We start from the raw sequence: 15,475 nt of genomic DNA, 5'->3' as shown, positions 1-15,475 counted from the left end.
TAAAAAATATGATGATGCCTATAAAGATGGAAATGGTAAAAACTCTTTATGGAAAAGGTTTTTAGTATTATTTAAAACCAATCCTTTTGAGTTACCTGAAGAGCTCTATAAAAATAAATAACTTTGAGTCGTTCATTTATTCTCTCATTATCAAACTTCAGAACAATTTTACAGAACTGTTTTATAGTATGGTATACTGTGGATATTTTTTAATATTTTATATTGATATAAAGGAATCATAGAATGCGCTTAAATAGTTTATTAACACTGTCATTTGTAGGTACGATGATATTTGTTGGTTGTGGCGGTGGAGGTGGCGGAACACCAATTACTAATCCCATAGTATCCGACGTAAATGTTACCATTACTGATGACTACGACTACCAGATTGAAAGCTTAGGTTCTGCAAATACTATTAATGCCTCAGTTTCTATAGAAGGTGCATCCAAAAGTCTATATTTGGTACTTAGCAACAATGATGTTGATGAAACTGGTAGTGCAACTATTAGACATAATGCAAAAGTTATACCAGTAGTACAGGCCAAAACCCTTTTATCTATTGACTTTTCAGAAAAACCAATCATACTACATGCACCACAATATGTACAAGATTTCTCATCTCAACTTGGCACATTAGTTTCTAAAATAGAGACTAGTCAACCTCAAGTTAAAATCATGGCTGTACCTGAGAGAATGGAAGATATTGCAAATGAGAGTACAATGACATTTTATCGTAGTTCCGATAATACTGATCCTACTGAGGCTACTGCAAGAAAAGTTGTTTCAGATGGTGTAAAAACACTTAATATTTGGGTATCAAACGATAGTTTTGGTTCCGGATGTCCTAAAGAACCCACATGTGTTACAGAAGATATGGTAAATGAATTAGCTAATGCTTTTTTACTAGCTGGTTCAGATAACGATATTTATGATTGGGTTACAAATATTTATGGAGAAGAATGGAGTAGTAGGGCTGAAGCTAAGTATAATTATCTCATACCAGCGAATGATGAAATTACGATTTTACTGACAGATATAGATGATGATGGCTTACCTTCATCTGAAGAAGGGAGAGTTGTAGGATTCTTCTGGGGGAAAGACAATTTTGATAAGACTGTCTTTAGTGGATCTAACGAAAGAGTAATGTTTTATATAGATTCTGTCATGTTTGCCAATGGTGGAAGTCCATGGAGTATTGATGATACGTGGCCTAAAGAGATAGTTTCTACACTGGCACATGAGTTTCAGCATATGATCCACTATTATCAAAAAAATGTTTTACGCTATTCTAACATTACTGATAATACTGATACATGGATTAATGAAATGCTCTCTGAATGTACAGAAGATCTAGTTGCTACAAAAATTCAGCACATAGGACCAAGAGCTGTAGATTACCTAGATGGTAGTGCAGGAGATCCTTATAATATATATGGAAGATATCCAACGTTTAATCGGTATAATGCTCTTTCTCTTACTTCATGGAATGGTTTATTGGCAGACTATTCTAAGGTTAGTGCATTTGGAGCATATCTGGTTAGAAACTATGGAGGGGCTGTGGTCCTTAATAATATCATGTATAATAGCTCTATAGATGAGCAGGCTGTAGTTGATGCCGTTCCAGGAAAAACATTTGCCAATTTACTTAGTGAATGGGGCATAGCCGTGATGCTATCTGATCATGATAATTTAGCTAATACACCTTTTTACAATACAGGTGATTTTACTTATAGTACCTATAAAGATATTATCTATGACATGGGGTCCATAAACTTTTTTAATTATCTTCCGCTTCCAACAATAGATACACAAGAAGGTACTATTACTGTTGAGCCTCAAGGGAATTATTACTATAAAATTGGTGAAAACCTTACAGGGGATATTAATATCAGTTTAGAATTGAATGGTCAAACAGAAGCAACGCTCATAGCCAAATAGAAGAAGGATATGCATGAAAAAAATACTTGTAGGATTGATGCTGATAGGATTTTTGGGATGTGCTCAGGACAATATGATGGAACTTGAGGGAAGGGTAGCTATGAAAGGCTCTTCGCCTCATACCTATCTAAGTATTAAAGACAGTAAGAGCCAGAAAAGTTATAAGATATCAAATCAAGCCAAGTTTGACCTGATGACAAAACAAAATCAAACAGTCAAAGTAAAAGCAGTACTCATCAAAGAAGCGATAGGTCCCGGCTTCCCTGCAATTATAGAAGTAGTAGAAGTCAAATAGACTTTTTACTTACTTATTGTCCTTCTTTCTTTCTCACAATATCTGCACCTAAGGCAGCGAGTTTTCCTTCTAGATCATCATATCCACGGTCTAAGTGATAGATACGTCTTACATTGGTTGTACCTTCTGCAACAAGAGCAGCTAGAACAAGTGCTGAAGAGGCTCTGAGGTCTGTTGCCATCACATCTGCTCCGTAGAGCTCATCAACGCCTTTTACCGCTGCTGTACTTCCTTTAAGCCAGATATCTGCACCTAAACGGTTGAGTTCACTGACGTGCATAAAACGGTTTTCAAAGAGACGCTCTTCTATGAGACTTTCACCTTTTGCCATGACTGCGAGTGCCATAAACTGTGCTTGCATGTCTGTAGGGAAGCCCGGGTATTCTATAGTGATGAGATTTACAGGTGTGAGATTTTCGGTAGGGTGAATGGTAATACTGTCATCTTCCAACTCAAATGTACAACCCATATGTTCAAGTTTATCAATGGACGCTCTGATGTGCTGATGATTTACTTTATTGAGTGTGATAGTTGAGTTTGTGATAGCTCCGGCACATAAGTAGGTTCCTGCTTCGATACGGTCAGGGATGATCTCTACGGGTTTAAATGTGAGTGGTGTTCTGTCTGTACCTTCTATTGTAAGTTCACTAGAACCGATACCTTCTATCTTTACACCTGCATCACGTATCATCTCACAAAGTTGTACGACCTCTGGTTCTTTTGCCGCATTAATAATGGTTGTCGTACCTTTAGCCAGGGCTGCAGCCATAACGATGTTTTCTGTACCACCTACAGTGATCTTATCGAAAATGATCTTTGCCCCATGAAGTCCGTTTGGTGCTTCTGCACGAACATATCCACCTTTGATCTCTATATGGGCACCCATTTCTTCAAGCGCCTGAAGGTGAAGATCTATAGGACGCTGACCTATGGCACAACCTCCAGGTAGACTCACTTCACACTCTCCGAATCTTGCGAGAAGGGGACCCAATACCAGAATAGATGCTCTCATCTGAGAAACTATTTCATAAACTGCTTTGGTAGAAGTAATAGAACCATTATTGATCCTTGCCACCGTTTTATCATGATCGACGGTTCCACCAAGCATAGTAAGAAGTTTGAGAAGTGTTCGGATATCTACAACATTGGGTAAGTTCGTTAATGTGACCTCTTTGTCACTCAGTATGGTTGCTGCAATGATAGGGAGGGCTGCATTTTTGGCACCGCTTATTTTGACATTCCCACTTAACTTTTTTCCACCAACAATCTCTAAATAATCCATCAATCTCATCCTAAAATATATTTATATGATTTTATCTAAATATCGATTAGAAGTGACCTATTTATGGTATTAATGTAGTTTTACATACTAAATAATATTAAGATGCTTGGTCATTTTCACATTAATAAATAGAAAAATTGATATTATTCACTATAATTTAAAGTTACTATTATTAAAACTACTGTATTATATTTAATAATATATACTCAAGAAGGGCCCTAGGCCCCATTTTAAGGGAAAAGAATGTCGAGTAGTTTAGAGAAATTAAAGGCACTTACGAGTCGTCTGGAAGATAAAATAGAAGAGAAAGAAAAGATTTCTTCTGTTATATCGACAGAGGTCAAAGAAGTCAAAAAAAGTGAAAATAAACCATTAACAAAAGCTGTTAAAAAAGTAGATGACAACTGTGATAACGTTCGTGAAGAGAATATTGCACGTGTAAAAGTACTTTATGAAAAACTCAAAATATTTGAGAAGTCTCCAGATTTTGATAAGGTGTTTATCTATAAAGCGATGAACTTGTCTGGTATCGGTTTGAAAGAAGATGATTTTGGTGAAGTGCGTGAAGGTAAATATATTCAAGTCATTGCGATTACCTATGAACCGGATAAGCACGGGAAGAAGAAAGCTAAAAATATATCTTTAGGATATTTTGGTAAAGCAGAAACTTTGGAAACAACACTTAAAAATGAGATCATTGAATTTGTTTTACGATGGCGTTACGAAAAAGCCTTTCAAAATGTGGAACACTATAAAGACCTCATAGCACGAGTTGATACACCTTCTGATACACTCTTTTAAAATTTAGGGAATTTTGATTTCCCTAACGCTTCACTAATCAAATTTTTGTTACAATCAACTTCTAATTTTACTACTGAGGATACTTATGCATCTTGATCTTACACCAGAAGCACTTTTAGCACAACTTGGCTATGCAAAAACTGAACAAACCCTGCAACAAATTAATAATATAATCGCCAATACAAAGGGATTTGAGAAGTTTTCACAGCATATCCCTTCATTTAATGATGCTCTGGCTGTAGAGAAAGGGTTTATCGCTATGTCTAACTCTGAAGATCATCTCAAAATAAAATGTGATGAAGATATTAATGCAGATAACCTTTCCGCTTTTACTGATTTAGTCAAACACTGGGAAAAAAAATATAAACTAGAACTCAAACAGGTAGATAATAAAAATACGTATTACATTATCGGTCATAAGTAATTGCCGTTAACCTCCCTCAATGATGAGCAGCTTAGTGCTGCTACAGCACCCTTAGGACACAACCTTATCATTGCGAGTGCGGGTACAGGTAAAACATCGACTATCGTAGGGCGTATAGCCCACCTTCTACATAGTGGTGTAGAACCTTCCAGCATTTTACTTCTTACTTTTACCAATAAGGCAGCAGGTGAGATGATAGCGCGTCTCGAACGTTACTTCCCTAAAAAAATAGTAAGTAAAATAGAGTCTGGTACCTTTCATGCCGTCTCTTACCGTTGGCTTAAAGAGATCTATCCGAATCTTGCACTGAAACAGCCTTCAGAGCTTAAAACACTTTTTAGAAGTATCTATGAAAAACGCAATTTTGAACGTATGAATCTTACGATGCAGCCTTTTTCAGCTACCTATCTTTATGAGATGTACTCTTTGTATCAAAATGCTTCTCTTGAAGACTTTGATGTATGGTTTTTAGAAAAATACCCTGATCATGAGCTTGTCATGGATATCTATATGGATATCGCACAAGAGTTTGAAAAGGAGAAGATAGCCTATGGTTTTGCTTCTTTTAATGACTTGTTGCTGCGTATGAAAAGTCACCTGGAAGAAAATACCATACCTTTTGAGGAAGTACTTGTTGATGAGTATCAGGATACCAATACTCTCCAAAGTGCTTTGATAGACACACTCAAGCCAAGATCTCTCTTTTGTGTAGGAGATTATGACCAGAGTATCTATGCCTTTAATGGCGCTAATATAGAAAATATTGCAACATACTCAACCCGTTATACCGATGCAAAGGTGTTTACGCTCAAAACAAATTATCGTTCCACTGCACCTATACTCTCTCTGGCAAACAGGGTCATAGAACGAAATGAGCGTATATACCCTAAAAAACTTGAGGTAGGGCGTGTCATGAAAAGTTATCCGCCTAAACTTTTGATGTACAATGACCTTTTTGAACAGTATCAGTCTATTGCAGAAGGCATCAAGCGTACCCATGTCCCTAATGACCAGATAGCTGTTATCTTTAGAAATAATTCATCTGCAGATGGGGTAGAAGCCAGTTTACGTGAGTATGGTATCCCTTGTAAGCGTAAAGGTGGAACAAGTTTTTTTGATGCAAAAGAGATAAAGTTTTTACTGGATGTCTTGGCATTACTTGTAAATCCTAAAGATATGATGGCGTTTATTCATGTGTTTGAGTATGCAAGAGGTGTCGGATCTGCACTCTCTAAAGAGTTTTTTCAATGTTTCTTGCATTTTGGAGAGGGAAATTTTATGCAGGGTGTACTCTATCCAAAGGTACATGATCTTCCAAAGCTTAACCCTAATAAAAATGTACAACTTGGACTCTTCGATGATGATCAGGAGATAGGCTCCGCAGCAAGATTTAGACACATGAACCTAGAGAGTGCACTTTATACCCATCCGCTGCTTAAACATGCAAAACTGAGCAATGACGCTATGGACTTTTTTAAAGAGTTTTATACGCTTATGAAGTCTGTACACAGTCTGGAGAAACCATCAGATATCTTAAAACACATCATTGCTTCCAAGCTTTATGGCGGAATTATAGAACTTTTGGCAACACAGAGAGGACGTCTTAAGACCGGAGAAGTCGATGAAGAGAAGAAGAAACAAGCTAAAGAGCGTATACAAAGAAAAGCGAATCTCCTACTCGACCTTTCTCGCCAATACAAAGAGTTACGACGTTTTGTGAATGCCATGGTACTGGGAGGCAATGAACTCAGTGAAGGTGAGGGGGTTAATCTCCTTACTGTACATGCAAGTAAAGGACTGGAGTTTCCTGAAGTCTATGTTATAGATCTTGTAGACGGAAGATTCCCTAACAGAAAGATGATGTCCAGTATAGAAGAAGAGCGTCGCTTATTTTATGTTGCAGTGACACGTGCAAAAGACAGACTTTATCTTTCGTTAGCCAAATTTGATAAAGTGAAAAAGATAGACTACAAACCGTCACAGTTCTTACATGAAGCAGGGCTTATCAAAGGAGAGTTTGTGGAACCTGAACCTAAGGGAAAAAAAGAAAAGAAAGAGAAGCCTACTGTTTAGTAGAATCTCTTATCTCTGATACTCATCTGTTTTGTGTCTTCATCCACATAAAGATCAAAAAGGTCTATCTCATTTATAAGGTTACTGAGTTTTTTATACCCAAAGTTGATGGGTGAGAATGAAGTAGAGTTATTGATATACTGACCAATGCTTGCTAGATTTGCCCAACCGTCCTCATCCATGGTCTGTTCTACAGCTGTTCTTAAGACATTGACCAACCATGTGTCTGCACGCATTTCACTACCGGATTTGCGTACAGGAGCTTGTATGAGATCAGCACTTTCCGTACTATGTGTACTGTTTACCATAAGTTTTTCGGTAAAGATAAACTGTGAACATGCCGCCATGAATGGTTTAGGGGTTTTCTTCTCACCAAAACCATAAACTTTGATCCCTTCTGTCTGTACGCGCATCACTACAGGTGTAAAGTCAGAATCACTCGTAGCAAAAGCAAATGCATCGATGTCTTTGGTGTGTAACAGATCTATAGCATCAATTGTCATGAGGATATCTGTGGCATTTTTATTTTTAGAATAGTCGAACTGTTGTATAGGTTTAATGGCATACTCCAAGAGTTTATCTTCCCAGTTCTTGAGATTGTCTTTGGTCCAGTTCCCATAGGCTTGGCGTATATTTACAACACCATACTTACTCAGCTCATTGATGATACCTTCTATGGATCTATGTGAAATATTATCACAATCAATAAACAGTGCGATGTGATCTTCAGTTTTACTTTTTGCCATTTTAGTCCTTCGGTTTATAATATGTCATAGTGCTACGGCCAAACTTTTTACGCTTCATTAACTCCATTGCACCTATCTCTTTGGGCATATCCAGGTTTGTCATGTGCTCCACGATGATGAGTTCTGCAACCTGGGGTTCTATACTCTCTATAAGTGCAATGGTTTTATCGTAGACATCATCCATTCCGTCACGTGTAGAAAAAGGAGGATCAAAATAAAAGTAGGTTTTTTCCTTACTTCTTTTGACCATCTCATAGACAAGTGCAAACTTTTCAAAACTGTCACCATAGAAGAGGTGACACTTTGAAGGGTCCACACGCTTTACATTACCTTCCAAACAACGAAAAGCTGTTTTGTTGTACTCCATAAAGTAACATGCTCCCGCACCACGGCTGAGTGCTTCAAGTCCTATGGACCCAGAGCCTGCAAAGACTTCAACAAAGTTTTTGTCTATGATGTCAAACTGCAGCGTATTGAAGAGTGATTCTTTTAAGATGCCCTTTGAGCTCCGTGTTGTAAAGATATCAGGTATTTCTATCTTCTTACCTTTATGTATTCCTGCAGTGATGGTGGTTGTAAATATTTTTATTTTTTCTTTTACACGATTGGGCATTTAGTGCCTCCCTGTATTGCATTTTAATGCTTATTCTCATGCTGTGATTCTATCTAAATATGCGTTAAACCCGAACGATACAATAATGAATGCTATTGTATGGTGAGAGTTAAAAATTGACTATCGTTTTAAGTGTATTGATCAATTTACTTTGTTCTCTTATATCAGCAAGTTCTTTTCCTGGTTCAGTGCTGCTAATGATAGTACGCGCAGTGATAAGTTTAGTACGGTCTTTTTTACGTATGCCCCAATAGGTATGCATAATAACCGGTTCTCCTTTATACTCACCTAAGTAGAGCACAATATGTCCTGGAACATAAAGTAAAGAACGGAAAGGTTCAGCATCTTTGATGATCTTCTTTTTCTTTTTGCTTTTTGTGAGACCTTCTATGGAAATAGTATCTCCGTCTTGGGCTTGTTTACTGGAGTTACGACGTAAGAAGATACCAAATGCCCCTAGAAAGTCTCTGGTTGTAGCAGAACAGTCACGACACTCGTAGCTTCCACCCCAGCCATAGGGTTCGCCATAAAACTCTTTTGCCAGCATGCCTACATTTTTAGCAGTAAAAGGCAGAGGCTTTTTTGCAATGATACTTGGTTTTTCAACTTTGACTTTCTCAATGTGCGCCCTCCCTTTACTGCCGCGTGAAGCAACAAGGTATTGTTGATCTTCAGAGATGGGGAAGAGGGCACCCAGTTTAACGATAGAGACATCCTTATCATCATTATAGAGTCTGAGGTTATCTTTAATGACCATGGCATAGTTATCATTTTTAAATGTTTTAATAAACTTAGAGTCTACAAGAGCCAAGTCAGAAGTTTTAATCCAACCAAATGAGTAGGAAGCTCTTACAAATGCCCATTTCTTATCTTTCGAAAAGTGTGAGATATAAAGTGGTACATTGATGTGTAGGGCAGAGTTCTGATTGTAGTCAAAAGGGAAGCCTTCACCGGTTTTTTTAGGATCACGAAAGTATGCTGTTGATGTTGGAAGTGCTTTCACATTTGTACGACGTATTGTAATAGCTTTATATTTTTTACTATCAACGTTGTCATAGTTCGCATTTGTTATCCACTGATTATAAATAGAAGCACGAATAATTGAACCTTTAGCTCTATAAATAGGTTTTTTAGTTACAAACCTTATCTCCCAGCCAAAGTCTTTTTCAGGAATATCCAACGTAGTTAGACTCCATGGTTTAAAGTATTTTTCATTAAATTTTTTATCAAGTTCTTTTTGTTTACTTGTGGAAAAAGGTTTGATTTGATCTGCGTAATAAGCAGGGTCCTGAGGGATATGTTTCATATCTGCAACTTTATTTTTAGGCATACGGTCAATTTTACTTTTTACACGTGTACTCTCTTTGAGAAGATACTCAGCATGTAAGCTGGAAAAAGAGCCAATAAGAAGGAGTGTAAGGGTTAGTTTTTTATACATCATTGCGTTCTTTTTTCTTAATCATAAGGTAGTTTGGTTAATGATTGGTTTATAGGGTGTTTTTGAAGGTACATAGTGAGTGTTAAACTTTTGGGGTATTAGATTTTTTTCTTGATTCTTTTTTCTTTCTACTATGTTTACGTTCTTTTTTTTCACTATGGACTGAGTTCACCCAAAGTCGGTTAAGTACTACATAAATGATACCTGTAACTACAATAGAGTAAAATGAAGTACCTACATAGAGTGGTACAAGTATCTCATCAAAATGTTCAGTGAACCATGACATAGTTAACTCTATATCTGCGATCCCCTCACGACCTAAAAGAAAATTTCCAGTAAGATATTCGATGTAGTACATTGGAGGCATAGTAATGGGATTACTTAGCCAAACCATTGAGATGGCAATAGGTACATTAAAACGGAAAAACGGTGTGGTAGCCATAACAGCAAGCATTTGCATAGGCATAGGAATGAATCCCCAGAAAAGTCCTACAGCGACACCTCTGGTTATCATTCTTCTGTTGACAGCCAAATATGCTTTTGGTAAATTGTATTTTTCTAAAAAGGCATCTATCTTGTTGCCACCAGACGGCTTTTTCTTAAAAACTTTTCGTATCATTTATATCCATGAGTTCTAATTAGTGTCTGTCTTAGTGTAATACTGAGGAGCTTTAAATCACCTTTTTATCAACTTTTGTGTAGAATACGCGTAACAAAATAGACACAAAGGTACAATAATGAGTGGATATATGATTTTTTCCGGAACATCAAACCCTGAACTCTCCCAAGAGATAGCAACTTACCTGGAAATGCCTCTTTCCGATGCTAAGATCAACCGTTTCTCTGATGGTGAAATTAATGTGAAAATTGCAGAGTCTGTACGTGGTAAAGATGTATTTATCATTCAGCCTACTTCTGCACCGGCCAATAGCACTCTCATGGAACTTCTCATTATGACAGATGCCTTGAAGCGTTCTTCCGCGAAATCGATTACTGCCGTTGTACCTTATTACGGATATGCAAGACAAGACAGAAAAGCTGCACCTAGAGTGCCGATCACAGCAAAGCTTGTCGCAAACCTTATGGAGACTGCAGGTATCACTCGTATGGTAACTGTGGATCTTCATGCTTCTCAGATACAAGGATTTTTTGACATTCCTGTAGATAACCTTTATGGGGCTATTTTATTTATGGATTATATTAGAGCTAAGAAATTTAAAAATCCTGTCATTGCTTCTCCGGATATCGGTGGTGTGGCAAGAGCCAGATACTTTGCAAACAAGTTGGGTCTGGATATGGTGATCGTTGATAAGAGACGTGAAAAAGCCAATGAAAGTGAAGTGATGAACATCATCGGTAACGTTGAAGGTAAAGATGTGATTCTTATCGATGATATGGTAGATACTGCAGGAACGATGGTTAAAGCTGCCTCTGCACTTAAAAAACTTGGCGCTACATCGGTAATGGCATGTTGTACTCACCCTGTACTCTCAGGACCAGCTTATGAGCGTATAGAAGAGGGTGATCTTGATGAACTTGTTGTAGCCAATACTATTCCTATGACAAAGAAATGTAAAAAAATAAAAATGCTTTCAACAGCTTCTATGCTGGGTGAAGTCATTCGCAGAGTACATAACAATGAGAGTGTAAACTCTTTATTTGAAACAAATTAGTAAGTAAGAAAAACAAGGAATTTAATGGCTAAGCCAATACCACAATCACGTATACGTAATTTTTCGATCATCGCACATATCGATCATGGGAAGTCAACATTAGCTGACCGTATCATACAAGAGTGTGGTGCTGTAACCGACAGACAGATGTCTGCACAGGTTATGGATACTATGGATATTGAAAAAGAGCGTGGTATTACAATTAAGGCACAATCTGTGCGTCTTGACTATGTTAAAGATGGAGAACACTACATCCTTAACCTTATAGACACTCCGGGTCATGTGGACTTCTCTTATGAAGTAAGCCGTTCTTTGGCTTCTTCGGAGGGTGCACTGCTTATTGTAGATGCAGCACAAGGGGTAGAGGCGCAAACCATAGCCAATGTCTATATCGCCATAGAAAACAACTTGGAACTTTTACCTGTTGTAAACAAGATAGACTTACCGGCAGCTGATCCTGACAGAGTACTTACTGAACTTGAAGAAGCTATAGGTATCGATGCAACAGAGCATAACCTTGTTTCTGCTAAAACGGGGGTAGGGGTTAAAGATCTTATAGATTCTATTGTAGACCGTGTCCCTGCGCCAACAGGTAAGGAAGATGCACCAACTAAAGCACTTATCTATGATTCTTGGTTTGACAACTATATGGGAGCACTTGCGTTGGTTCGTGTCTTTGAAGGAAGTATCAAAAAAGGGCAGATAGTTAAAATAATGGGAACCAAAGATGAACATCAGGTTCTTAGCATGATGTACCCAAATCCCATAGCCAATATAAAAACTGATGAGATACGTACAGGTGAGATAGGTATTGTGGTCATGGGACTCAAAACGGTTGATTTACTTCAGGTTGGCGATACTGTCACGGATGCTAAGAATCCTACTGCAGAGATCATTCATGGTTTTGAACCGGCTAAACCTTTTGTATTTGCAGGTATTTATCCTATAGAAACTGATAAGTTTGAAGATCTTCGTGATGCACTGAACAAACTTAAACTCAACGATTCTTCTTTAAGTTTTGAGCCGGAGAGTTCTATGGCATTGGGATCTGGTTTTAGAACAGGTTTCTTGGGAATGCTTCATATGGAAGTGGTTAAAGAGCGTTTGGAACGTGAATTCAATCTGGAGCTTATCGCTACTGCACCTACAGTTGTTTACAATGTCAAATTAACCAATGGCTCGGAGTTGGTGATACAAAACCCAAGTGAATTGCCAGAACCGCAGAAAATAGACAGCATTTACGAGCCGTATGTGAAAGCGACTATTTTGACACCACAAGAGTATGTAGGAAACCTGATCAAGTTGCTTAATGATCGTCGTGGTATTCAAATCAAGATGGATTACTTGAATGAAACACGTGTACTCATGGAATATGACATCCCTATGAATGAAATAGTGATGGATTTTTACGATAAACTGAAGTCTATGACTAAAGGGTATGCAAGTTTTGATTATGAACCTATTGGTTTTAGAGAGGGTAACCTTGTGAAGCTTGACATTAAAGTCGCTGGAGAAGTAGTAGATTCCCTGTCTATCATTGTTCCTGAAGATAAAGCTAGAACACGTGGACTTGCTTTTGTTGCACAATTAAAAGAACTTATACCGAGACAACTTTTTGAAGTAGCTATTCAAGCGAGTATCGGTAACAATGTCATCGCACGTTCTAACGTGAAATCTATGGGTAAAAATGTTACGGCGAAATGTTATGGCGGAGATATTACACGTAAAAGAAAGCTTTTAGAGAAACAAAAAGCTGGTAAAAAACGTATGAAATCTATCGGTTCTGTGCAAGTACCGCAAGAAGCATTTATGGCTGTATTGAAGTTAGACAGTTAATGACACTTATTCCTGTAGAAGAAGATAAAAAGACTATTGCCGGTCGTTTTAGAAAAGCACACTCTTTCGCTTTTTTAGACGAAGGACAGATCATCGTACAGGAAAACCCTCACAAAACATCAAAATCACCAGAATTTTTCGAGTATTTCAAAACGTTGAATATTGATACACTCTACGTAAAAGAATTGGGATATAAAACGTTTTTGAGACTTTTAGATATGGGTGTAGAGGTCTATTTGGTACAAGAAGCAGACATATGGAACCGTATCAAGCCAAACGGATTACTCTTACTGGATGCTGACAATGCTAAAGAACACTGTTCATTAGGACACCATAACAAAGAAGAAAGTAAGTAATGGGTTGGGCGATACACTTACATCTCGTGGCTGCCATCGCATGGATAGGTGGGGGATTTTTTATGTTTTTACTGGGGGTGAGCCTTAGAAAAAAAGAGGACCAGGATGCTGTATATCCACTTATAGGTCCTCTATATGGTTACTTTGAGACAGGAGCACTTATTATCCTGCTTATCACTGGGTATACGATGATATCGAGCAATGGCCTTTTAGATATACTTTTTTCAAATCTCTCTAACGAAGTGATAGACGCATTGCGTATCAAGCTTTATATCGTAGCTTTTATCGTAGTAATGACAATAATTCATATGACGATTTCAATGCTCACCTTGCACAAGGTAAAAACACCTTTCCAGCGTTTCCTTTCTAAAGGTTCATCTATGGGTATTTTTATTTTGAATCTTATTGTACTTCATTATGCAATGGTGTTACGAGACATCCTTTAACTTCTATATTATTCCAACATGAGTTCCCCTTCTATCTCACTGAACTGACATTTTTACACTACTAAAAGCATCTTCTATTTTATATACTCCTATTATATAAATTAAGGAGTGATAATGAAAGTAGTTTTGAGCATTGCTGGTTCTGACAGTAGTGGTGGCGCAGGTATTCAAGCTGATCTGAAAACTTTTGAAGCATTTAATGTTTTTGGCACTACTGCAATTACGGTACTTACAGCACAAAATACCACAGGAGTTGAACAGATTGTGCCTATGGATGCATCATTTGTCAGAAAACAAATTGAAATGGTTTTTAAAGACTTTGATGTTGCAGCTATAAAAATAGGGATGCTTTTTAATAAAGAGATTATTGAGATGGTTGCCAACATCATACAGGATTTGGACATCCCTATTGTACTTGATCCTGTGGCAATATCAAAAGCCGGCTCTCCCTTGCTTAAAGATGATGCCGTTAAAGCCATGCATACACTATTTAATAATGTAACACTTATTACACCCAATCATCATGAAGCCTATGCGTTCTTCGGGTATAAACATGGGGATAAAAAGTCTCTTGAAGTGATACAAAGTCTGACTACACCAGTGCTTGTAAAACATTATGCTGTTGAACTTGCTGAAGACAGATTCAGTGTTGACCAGCTTTACTTTCAACATCAGAAGCGTGTTTTTCAATCGGCACTCATAGAGACCTCAAATCTACATGGCACGGGATGCTCTTATTCAAGTGCCATCACTGCCAATCTCGCATTGGGACATTCCCTTGAAAAATCTGTCTCTATTGCAAAGAAGTTTATTACACATGCACTGATAAAAGCACCAAATATTGGATATGGCCCAGGACCGATCAATCATAAAGTAGGAGGAGAATATGTTGAATATGCTTAAAGGATTATATGTTATCACGGATGAACATCTGACACCAGATGAGACTGTACATACTTATGTGGAAGAGGCTTTAAAAGCAGGAGCCTGTATTGTGCAGTATAGAAACAAAACCAAATCTGATGATGAGGTAGAAGAGGTATGTAGAGTATTACAGGAACTTTGTACTAGTCACAATGTTCCTTTTGTTATAGATGACCGTCCCCATCTAGCTTCCAAAATAGATGCCGATGGTTTGCATATAGGAAAAGATGATATGCCTATTGAAGAGGCGAGAAAGATCTTTCCCAAAGGTATCATAGGAGTGTCCTGTTACGGAAGTATACGTAAAGCTAAAGAAGCACAGGAAGAAGGTGCTGACTATGTTGCTTTTGGTTCCTTCTTCCCTTCTCCTACCAAACCACATTCAGGTGTTATATCTATTAATGTTCTGCATAAGGCCAAAGAGGCAGTAGAGATACCTGTGTGCGCCATAGGTGGTATTAGCCAGACCAATATAGGAGAGATTGCTGCCACACGAACTGACATGATCTCAGTTGTGAGTGCAGCATTTGAAGGGGATATTCAACAGAATGTCTCTAATTTAATTAAAGGAATGAAAATATGAAATTAAAACTTGCTATTGAATGGTTCTTGAACCCTGATCACCTTCCC

The 15,475-nt window shown here is 37.7% G+C and carries 16 protein-coding genes; 11 read left to right on the top strand and 5 right to left on the bottom strand.

The window, feature by feature from the left end:
* Positions 1-243: 243 nt before the first annotated feature.
* On the top strand, positions 244-1,938 hold the full coding sequence (locus tag ABYK33_RS07980; RefSeq protein ID WP_373032567.1) for a hypothetical protein: 1,695 nt from the start codon (positions 244-246) through the stop codon (positions 1,936-1,938).
* Positions 1,939-1,951: 13 nt separating this feature from the next.
* A complete protein-coding gene (locus ABYK33_RS07975; protein ID WP_373032566.1) occupies positions 1,952-2,233 on the top strand; it encodes a hypothetical protein in 282 nt (93 codons plus the stop codon).
* A 13-nt stretch (positions 2,234-2,246) separates the two neighbouring features.
* On the opposite strand, the gene murA is transcribed toward ABYK33_RS07975, so the two are convergent.
* A complete protein-coding gene (murA, locus tag ABYK33_RS07970; RefSeq protein ID WP_373032565.1) occupies positions 2,247-3,515 on the bottom strand; it encodes a UDP-N-acetylglucosamine 1-carboxyvinyltransferase in 1,269 nt (422 codons plus the stop codon).
* A gap of 243 nt (positions 3,516-3,758) precedes the next feature.
* Between murA and ABYK33_RS07965 the strand changes: the two genes are divergently transcribed.
* The 3 genes from ABYK33_RS07965 (at position 3,759) to ABYK33_RS07955 (ending at position 6,813) form a co-directional block, all read left to right on the top strand.
* Complete coding sequence (locus tag ABYK33_RS07965; RefSeq protein WP_373032563.1) at positions 3,759-4,316, top strand: hypothetical protein; 558 nt, start codon at positions 3,759-3,761, stop codon at positions 4,314-4,316.
* A gap of 85 nt (positions 4,317-4,401) precedes the next feature.
* On the top strand, positions 4,402-4,740 hold the full coding sequence (locus ABYK33_RS07960) for a hypothetical protein (RefSeq protein ID WP_373032561.1): 339 nt from the start codon (positions 4,402-4,404) through the stop codon (positions 4,738-4,740).
* Complete coding sequence (locus ABYK33_RS07955) at positions 4,741-6,813, top strand: ATP-dependent helicase (protein WP_373032559.1); 2,073 nt, start codon at positions 4,741-4,743, stop codon at positions 6,811-6,813.
* On the opposite strand, the gene ABYK33_RS07950 is transcribed toward ABYK33_RS07955, so the two are convergent.
* The 4 genes from ABYK33_RS07950 to ABYK33_RS07935 form a co-directional block, all read right to left on the bottom strand.
* Positions 6,810-7,559: an NYN domain-containing protein gene (locus ABYK33_RS07950; RefSeq protein WP_373032557.1), complete on the bottom strand. Its 750-nt coding sequence runs from the start codon at positions 7,557-7,559 to the stop codon at positions 6,810-6,812. The genes ABYK33_RS07955 and ABYK33_RS07950 overlap by 4 nt on opposite strands.
* A gap of 1 nt (position 7,560) precedes the next feature.
* The gene (rsmD, locus tag ABYK33_RS07945; protein WP_373032555.1) at positions 7,561-8,172 is read right to left on the bottom strand and encodes a 16S rRNA (guanine(966)-N(2))-methyltransferase RsmD; all 612 of its coding nucleotides are present in this window, start codon (positions 8,170-8,172) and stop codon (positions 7,561-7,563) included.
* A 109-nt stretch (positions 8,173-8,281) separates the two neighbouring features.
* Positions 8,282-9,610, bottom strand: coding sequence for an SH3 domain-containing protein (locus tag ABYK33_RS07940; RefSeq protein ID WP_373032554.1), 1,329 nt, complete (start codon positions 9,608-9,610; stop codon positions 8,282-8,284).
* A gap of 82 nt (positions 9,611-9,692) precedes the next feature.
* Positions 9,693-10,229: a DUF2062 domain-containing protein gene (locus ABYK33_RS07935; protein WP_373032553.1), complete on the bottom strand. Its 537-nt coding sequence runs from the start codon at positions 10,227-10,229 to the stop codon at positions 9,693-9,695.
* Between the two features lie 118 nt (positions 10,230-10,347).
* On the opposite strand from ABYK33_RS07935, the gene ABYK33_RS07930 reads away from it, so the two are divergent.
* The 6 genes from ABYK33_RS07930 to thiE all read left to right on the top strand — a co-directional run bounded on the left by ABYK33_RS07930 (position 10,348) and on the right by thiE (position 15,428).
* Positions 10,348-11,283, top strand: coding sequence for a ribose-phosphate pyrophosphokinase (locus ABYK33_RS07930; protein WP_373032551.1), 936 nt, complete (start codon positions 10,348-10,350; stop codon positions 11,281-11,283).
* A gap of 24 nt (positions 11,284-11,307) precedes the next feature.
* A complete protein-coding gene (gene lepA, locus ABYK33_RS07925) occupies positions 11,308-13,119 on the top strand; it encodes a translation elongation factor 4 (protein ID WP_373032550.1) in 1,812 nt (603 codons plus the stop codon).
* A complete protein-coding gene (locus ABYK33_RS07920) occupies positions 13,119-13,475 on the top strand; it encodes a NifB/NifX family molybdenum-iron cluster-binding protein (RefSeq protein ID WP_373032549.1) in 357 nt (118 codons plus the stop codon). The genes lepA and ABYK33_RS07920 overlap by 1 nt, the downstream gene beginning before the upstream one ends.
* Positions 13,475-13,921: a hypothetical protein gene (locus ABYK33_RS07915; RefSeq protein ID WP_373032547.1), complete on the top strand. Its 447-nt coding sequence runs from the start codon at positions 13,475-13,477 to the stop codon at positions 13,919-13,921. Before ABYK33_RS07920 ends, ABYK33_RS07915 begins: the two co-directional genes overlap by 1 nt.
* Before the next feature lie 114 nt (positions 13,922-14,035).
* Entirely contained in the window at positions 14,036-14,824 is a 789-nt protein-coding gene (thiD, locus tag ABYK33_RS07910; protein ID WP_373032546.1) for a bifunctional hydroxymethylpyrimidine kinase/phosphomethylpyrimidine kinase, read from the top strand.
* On the top strand, positions 14,808-15,428 hold the full coding sequence (thiE, locus tag ABYK33_RS07905) for a thiamine phosphate synthase (protein WP_373032544.1): 621 nt from the start codon (positions 14,808-14,810) through the stop codon (positions 15,426-15,428). Before thiD ends, thiE begins: the two co-directional genes overlap by 17 nt.
* The last annotated feature ends 47 nt before the right edge of the window (positions 15,429-15,475 follow it).

Origin of the sequence: Sulfurovum sp., from assembly GCF_041562805.1 — a bacterium.
Lineage (GTDB): Bacteria > Campylobacterota > Campylobacteria > Campylobacterales > Sulfurovaceae > Sulfurovum.
Note: the sequence above shows the minus strand (reverse complement) of the source record. Positions and strands in the feature narration are given on the sequence as shown.